Raw genomic sequence first — 6,154 nt, 5'->3', positions numbered from 1 at the left:
GCCCCCAGCTCCCCCCGCTCACTCCCAGTCCCACCCGATCCCCAGCATCCCCGACCGCACCCGCGGCTCCACGAGGTGCACCGAGCGGTGCCGCCCGCTGAGGGTCAGTTCCTGCCGGCCTCCGCGCGGTGCCGCCGGCGAGTGCTGCGTGAACCGGTGGCAGCGCACCGGCAGGGCCGCGGCGTCGAACCGCACCTGGAGCGCGTACTGCCCGCTCGCCGAACCGAACCCGCGGACGTACTCGCGCGAGGCCCCCGCCGTGCCGTCCTCCACGCCGTAGCGGAAGAGGTGGGTGTCCCCGGCCCGCAGGCGCGTGTCGAAGAGCAACTCGGTCACGAGCACGCCGGTGTCGTGGTGGGTGCGGACGCGTCCCGTACGGCAGTTCTCCAGCGCGTGGACGGTCATCCGCGCGGGAGCGCATCCAGGGTCGCCCTGGTGGACCGCGACGAAACGGTCGACGCCGTCGCGGTGGGCGCGGACGATGTGGTGCGACTCGCGGCCCGCAAGTTCGCGGCGCGGCCCGACCCGGATCAGTTCATGGTGCCCGAGGGTGTACACACCGCCGTCCGACGGCGGATGGTCCAGCTCGGCCAGCAGCCGGTCGAGTACGCCCGAGGCCTCCACGTAGGAGCGGTAGGAACGGGCCGAGGGCCGCTTGGCCGAGGTGTCCTCGTCGGCCTCGGCCAGCAGGCGTATCAGCGACTCCTCGGGCAGCTGGAGAATCTCCTCCAGCGCCCGCACGGCCCGCAGCGACTCCGGGCGCTGCGGCCGCCGGGCGCCCTGCTGCCAGTAGCTCAGACTCGTGACGCCCACTCTCACCCCGTGGCGCGACAGATGGTGCTGCACGCGCTGCAGCGGCAGTCCGCGAGCGGCGATCGCGGCGCGCAGCGCGACGTGGAAGGGGCCGCCGCGCAGGGCCGAGTCGAGTTCCGCGGTGGCGACGTCCGCGTGCTGAGTGGCGTGCGGCATGCAGGGGCCTTTCTGTGAAGTCCACAACGGCTGGTCAGACCGTTCGACGCGGATCCGTCGAGAGGATCCGTCGAGGGGATGGGTCGGGGCCGCCGCCCCCGTTGCGGCACAGAGGGTCTTCACATGTCCGTACGCCGCGCTCCAGGGCCCCGAGTCCCCCCGCATTGAAGCGTGTTGACCAAGCCCCGACAACACCTGACACCCGACCGCGACGCGCTCCTGGCCGAGAACACACCGGCTCGCCGCCCCGAGGGCACTCGGCGTGACCGAACGGCCCCGGACCGTCTCCCTCCGGTCCCTCCTCCGGTCGTCCACAGGGCACCGGCCCGTCGTCCACAGCCCCGCCGGAGTGTCGGCCCCCGCCAGTAGGGTGTGAGTCATGGCCGACCCCTCCAGCTACCGCCCCAGGCCGGGTGAGATCCCGGACTCCCCGGGGGTGTACAGGTTCCGCGACGAGCACCGCCGGGTGATCTACGTCGGAAAGGCGAAGAGCCTGCGCCAGCGCCTGGCGAACTACTTCCAGGACCTGGCGAACCTCCACCCCCGCACGCGCACCATGGTCACCACGGCCGCGTCCGTGGAGTGGACCGTGGTGTCCACGGAGGTCGAGGCGCTGCAGCTGGAGTACTCCTGGATCAAGGAGTACGACCCCCGGTTCAACGTGAAGTACCGCGACGACAAGAGCTACCCCTACCTCGCGGTGACGATGAACGAGGAATTCCCGCGCGTGCAGGTGATGCGCGGGCACAAGAAGAAGGGCGTGCGGTATTTCGGGCCGTACGGACACGCCTGGGCGATCCGCGACACGGTCGACCTCCTGCTGCGCGTCTTCCCGGTGCGGACCTGCTCCGCCGGCGTCTTCAAGAACGCCGCCCGGACCGGCCGTCCCTGTCTGCTCGGCTACATCGGCAAGTGCTCCGCGCCCTGCGTCGAGCGCATCTCCCCGGACGACCACTGGGACCTGGCCGACGAGTTCTGCGACTTCATGGCCGGCCGCACCGGCACGTACCTGCGCCGCCTGGAGCGGCAGATGGCCGAGGCGGCCGACGAGATGGAGTACGAGCGGGCGGCGCGCCTGCGCGACGACATCGGGGCCCTGAAGAAGGCCATGGAGAAGAGCGCGGTGGTGCTCGCCGACGCGACCGACGCCGACCTGATCGCGGTCGCCGAGGACGAGCTGGAGGCGGCCGTCCAGATCTTCCACGTGCGCGGCGGACGCGTGCGCGGCCAGCGCGGCTGGGTCACGGACAAGGTGGAGGAGATCACCACCGGCGCCCTCGTCGAGCACGCTCTCCAGCAGCTGTACGGCGAGGAGACCGGGGACGCGGTCCCCAAGGAGGTCCTGGTCCCCGCCCTGCCCGACCCGGTGGAGCCGGTCCAGCAGTGGCTGACGGAGCGCCGCGGGTCGGGCGTGTCGCTGCGCATCCCGCAGCGCGGCGACAAGAAGGCGCTGATGGAGACCGTCCAGCGCAACGCCCAGCAGGCGCTCGTCCTGCACAAGACCAAGCGCGCCTCCGACCTGACGACGCGCTCACGCGCGCTGGAGGAGATCGCCGACGCCCTCGACCTGGACAGCGCCCCGCTCCGGATCGAGTGCTACGACATCTCGCACCTCCAGGGCGACGACGTCGTGGCCTCCATGGTCGTCTTCGAGGACGGGCTGGCCCGCAAGAGCGAGTACCGCCGGTTCCAGATCAAGGGCTTCGCCGGACAGGACGACGTCCGTTCCATGCACGAGGTCATCACCCGCCGCTTCCGCCGCTACCTCGCCGAGAAGGAGAAGACCGGCGAGTGGGCGGACGGTGAGGACGGTGCGGACGGCACGGGGGCGGGCGGCGACGAGCAGCTCACGGACGGCCCGGCCCTGAAGGACGACGACGGCCGGCCCAAGCGCTTCGCCTACCCGCCCCAGCTCGTCGTCGTCGACGGCGGGCAGCCGCAGGTCGCGGCGGCCCAGCGGGCCCTGGACGAGCTGGGCATCGACGACATCGCCGTCTGCGGACTCGCCAAGCGCCTTGAGGAGGTCTGGCTGCCGCGCGAGGACGACCCGGTCGCCCTGCCCCGCACCAGCGAGGGCCTGTACCTGCTGCAGCGGGTCCGTGACGAGGCGCATCGCTTCGCGATCACCTACCAGCGCGCCAAGCGCGCTAAGCGCTTCCGCTCCAGCCCGCTGGACGACGTGCCGGGCCTCGGGGAGACCCGCAAGCAGGCGCTGATCAAGCACTTCGGTTCGGTGAAGAAGCTGCGGTCGGCGACGATCGACCAGATCTGCGAGGTGCCCGGCATAGGCCGCAAGACGGCCGAGACCGTGGCCGTGGCCCTCGCCCGGGCCACCCCGGCCGCGCCCGCCGTGAACACGGCGACCGGAGAGATCATTGATGACGAGGACGGGGCACCCGAGACGACGGCGGATGCCCCTGGGGAGCCCGTGACCGCGGGCACCCCGGACGAACGACGGGGGCAGGAGAGATGACCGAGCACGAGGCACAGCCCACAGTGGGGCGAGAACAGGCCCACGGCACGACCGGCGAGGAGGCGGCCCCGCAGACGGCCGCTTCCGAACAGCGCCAGGACGACGGAGCACAGGTGAGTACGGGCAAGGAAACAGCCGGGGCGCACGAGGCGGCCATCCCCGAGCTGGTGATCATCTCCGGCATGTCCGGAGCCGGCCGCTCGACGGCGGCCAAGTGTCTGGAGGACCTGGGCTGGTTCGTCGTCGACAACCTCCCGCCCGCGCTGATCCCCACCATGGTGGAGCTCGGCGCCCGCTCCCAGGGCAACGTGGCACGGATCGCGGTCGTCGTCGACGTCCGCGGCCGGCGCTTCTTCGACAATCTGCGCGAATCCCTCGCGGACCTCGACTCCCGAGGCGTCACCCGCCGGATCGTCTTCCTGGAGTCCTCCGACGAGGCACTGGTGCGCCGCTTCGAGTCGGTGCGCCGCCCGCACCCCCTCCAGGGCGACGGCCGCATCGTCGACGGCATCGCCGCCGAGCGGGAGCTGCTGCGCGAGCTGCGCGGCGACGCCGACCTGGTGATCGACACCTCCAGCCTCAACGTGCACGAGCTGCGCGCCAAGATGGACGCCCAGTTCGCCGGCGACGAGGAGCCCGAGCTGCGGGCCACCGTCATGTCCTTCGGCTTCAAGTACGGCCTCCCGGTCGACGCCGACCTGGTCGTGGACATGCGCTTCCTGCCCAACCCGCACTGGGTCCCGGAGCTGCGCCCCTTCACCGGCCTGAACGAGGAGGTGTCCTCGTACGTCCTCAATCAGCCCGGGGCCAAGGAGTTCCTCGACCGCTACACCGAGCTGCTCCAGATGATCGCCGCAGGCTACCGTCGGGAGGGCAAGCGCTATGTGACCGTCGCCGTCGGCTGCACCGGTGGCAAGCACCGGTCCGTGGCCATGTCGGAGAAGCTCGCCGCCCGGCTCGTCGCCGAGGGCGTGGAGACGGTGGTCGTCCACCGGGACATGGGACGGGAATGACAGGACGTACTCCGCGGCTGAGCAGGCTGCGCCGGGTGGTGCCCGAGGGGCGCGGCGGCAGGCCCGCCGAAACCCGTGCCGCCCGGCCCGAACAGGCGCGCGGCGGCAAGCCGCGCCGCCGGGGCGCCCAGCCCAAGGTCGTCGCCCTCGGCGGCGGCATGGGCCTGTCCGCCTCGCTCGCCGCACTGCGCCGGATCACCGGCGACCTCACCGCCGTCGTCACGGTGGCCGACGACGGCGGCTCCAGCGGGCGCCTCCGTGACGAGCTGGGCGTCCTGCCGCCCGGCGACCTGCGCAAGGCGCTGGCCGCGCTGTGCGGCGACGACGACTGGGGCCAGACCTGGGCCCGCGTCATCCAGCACCGCTTCCAGTCCCAGGGCGACCTGCACGAGCACGCGGTCGGCAATCTGCTGATCGTCGCCCTGTGGGAGCAGCTGGGCGACCACGTCCAGGCGCTGGACCTGGTCGGCAAGCTGCTCGGCGCGCACGGACGGGTGCTGCCCATGTCCGCCGTGCCGCTGGAGCTCCAGGCCCTGGTCAGGGGGCACGACCCGGACCGGCCCGACGAGGTGGACACCGTGCGCGGGCAGGCCACCGTGGCGCTCACGCCGGGCGAGGTGCAGTCCGTGCACCTGGTGCCGAACGACCCGCCCGCCGTCCCGGAGGCGGTCGACGCCGTCCTGGACGCGGACTGGGTGGTGCTCGGCCCCGGCTCCTGGTTCTCCTCGGTCATCCCGCACCTGCTCGTGCCCGATCTGCTGGACGCGCTCGTCGAGACGAAGGCCCGCCGGGTGCTCTCCTTGAACCTCGCTCCGCAACCCGGAGAAACCGAGGGCTTCTCACCGCAGCGTCATTTGGAGGTTTTGGGACGACACGCCCCTAAACTCGCCCTGGACGTGGTGCTGGCCGACGAGGCCGCCGTGCCCGACCGTGACTCGCTCACCGACGCCGCGAAACGGTTCGGCGCCGCTGTCGAACTGGCTCCGGTCGCCCGGACCGACGGGACCCCGAGGCACGACCCGGAGCTGCTGGCCGCCGCGTACGACCGTATTTTTCGGATGCATGGAAGGATCGGCCCATGGCGATGACGGCAGCGGTGAAGGACGAGATCTCCCGGCTCCCCGTCACCCGGACCTGCTGCAGAAAGGCGGAGGTCTCCGCCATTCTGCGGTTCGCCGGCGGCCTCCACCTGGTGAGCGGGCGCATTGTGATCGAGGCGGAGCTGGACATCGCGAGAGCGGCCCGGCGGCTCAAGCAGGACATCCTGGAGATCTTCGGACACAGTTCCGAGCTGATCGTGATGGCGCCGGGCGGGCTGCGCCGCGGCTCGCGTTTCGTCGTCCGGGTGGTCGCGGGCGGTGACCAGCTGGCCCGCCAGACCGGCCTGGTGGACGGCCGGGGACGCCCGATCCGCGGCCTGCCGCCGCAGGTGGTCTCGGGGGCCACCTGCGACGCCGAGGCAGCCTGGCGCGGAGCCTTCCTGGCGCACGGCTCACTCACCGAGCCCGGCCGCTCCTCCTCCCTGGAGGTGACCTGCCCGGGCCCCGAGGCCGCGCTCGCGCTGGTCGGCGCCGCCCGTCGGCTGTCGATCCCCGCCAAGGCCCGCGAGGTGCGCGGCGTGGACCGGGTCGTGGTCCGCGACGGCGACGCGATCGGCGCCCTGCTCACCCGGCTCGGTGCCCACGACGCGGTGCTGGCC

At 72.2% G+C, this 6,154-nt stretch carries 5 protein-coding genes; 4 read left to right on the top strand and 1 reads right to left on the bottom strand.

Going from position 1 to position 6,154, the window contains the following annotated elements:
• Positions 1–18 precede the first annotated feature (18 nt).
• On the bottom strand, positions 19–969 hold the full coding sequence (locus EBH09_RS08490; RefSeq protein WP_121746428.1) for a hypothetical protein: 951 nt from the start codon (positions 967–969) through the stop codon (positions 19–21).
• A 379-nt stretch (positions 970–1,348) separates the two neighbouring features.
• On the opposite strand from EBH09_RS08490, the gene uvrC reads away from it, so the two are divergent.
• The 4 genes from uvrC to whiA all read left to right on the top strand — a co-directional run.
• A complete protein-coding gene (gene uvrC / locus EBH09_RS08485) occupies positions 1,349–3,442 on the top strand; it encodes an excinuclease ABC subunit UvrC (RefSeq protein ID WP_121746427.1) in 2,094 nt (697 codons plus the stop codon).
• The gene (rapZ, locus tag EBH09_RS08480) at positions 3,439–4,455 is read left to right on the top strand and encodes an RNase adapter RapZ (protein ID WP_121746426.1); all 1,017 of its coding nucleotides are present in this window, start codon (positions 3,439–3,441) and stop codon (positions 4,453–4,455) included. The genes uvrC and rapZ overlap by 4 nt, the downstream gene beginning before the upstream one ends.
• Entirely contained in the window at positions 4,452–5,543 is a 1,092-nt protein-coding gene (yvcK, locus tag EBH09_RS08475; protein ID WP_121746425.1) for a uridine diphosphate-N-acetylglucosamine-binding protein YvcK, read from the top strand. Before rapZ ends, yvcK begins: the two co-directional genes overlap by 4 nt.
• Positions 5,534–6,154, top strand: a 621-nt coding sequence (gene whiA, locus EBH09_RS08470) for a DNA-binding protein WhiA (RefSeq protein ID WP_121746424.1), incomplete at its 3' end; no start/stop codon positions are given. The genes yvcK and whiA, both read left to right, overlap by 10 nt.

It is taken from the genome of Streptomyces sp. E2N166, from assembly GCF_003671715.1.
Taxonomy (GTDB): domain Bacteria; phylum Actinomycetota; class Actinomycetes; order Streptomycetales; family Streptomycetaceae; genus Streptomyces; species Streptomyces thinghirensis.
This window is presented reverse-complemented; position numbering and strand designations above follow the sequence as displayed.

Bases quoted from the DNA above. Each gene is read 5' to 3' on its own strand.
- rapZ (WP_121746426.1), top strand. From the start codon at position 3,439: ATGACCGAGCACGAGGCACAGCCCACAGTGGGGCGAGAACAGGCCCAC.
- EBH09_RS08490 (WP_121746428.1), bottom strand. From the start codon at position 969: ATGCCGCACGCCACTCAGCACGCGGACGTCGCCACCGCGGAACTCGAC.
- uvrC (WP_121746427.1), top strand. From the start codon at position 1,349: ATGGCCGACCCCTCCAGCTACCGCCCCAGGCCGGGTGAGATCCCGGAC.
- yvcK (WP_121746425.1), top strand. From the start codon at position 4,452: ATGACAGGACGTACTCCGCGGCTGAGCAGGCTGCGCCGGGTGGTGCCC.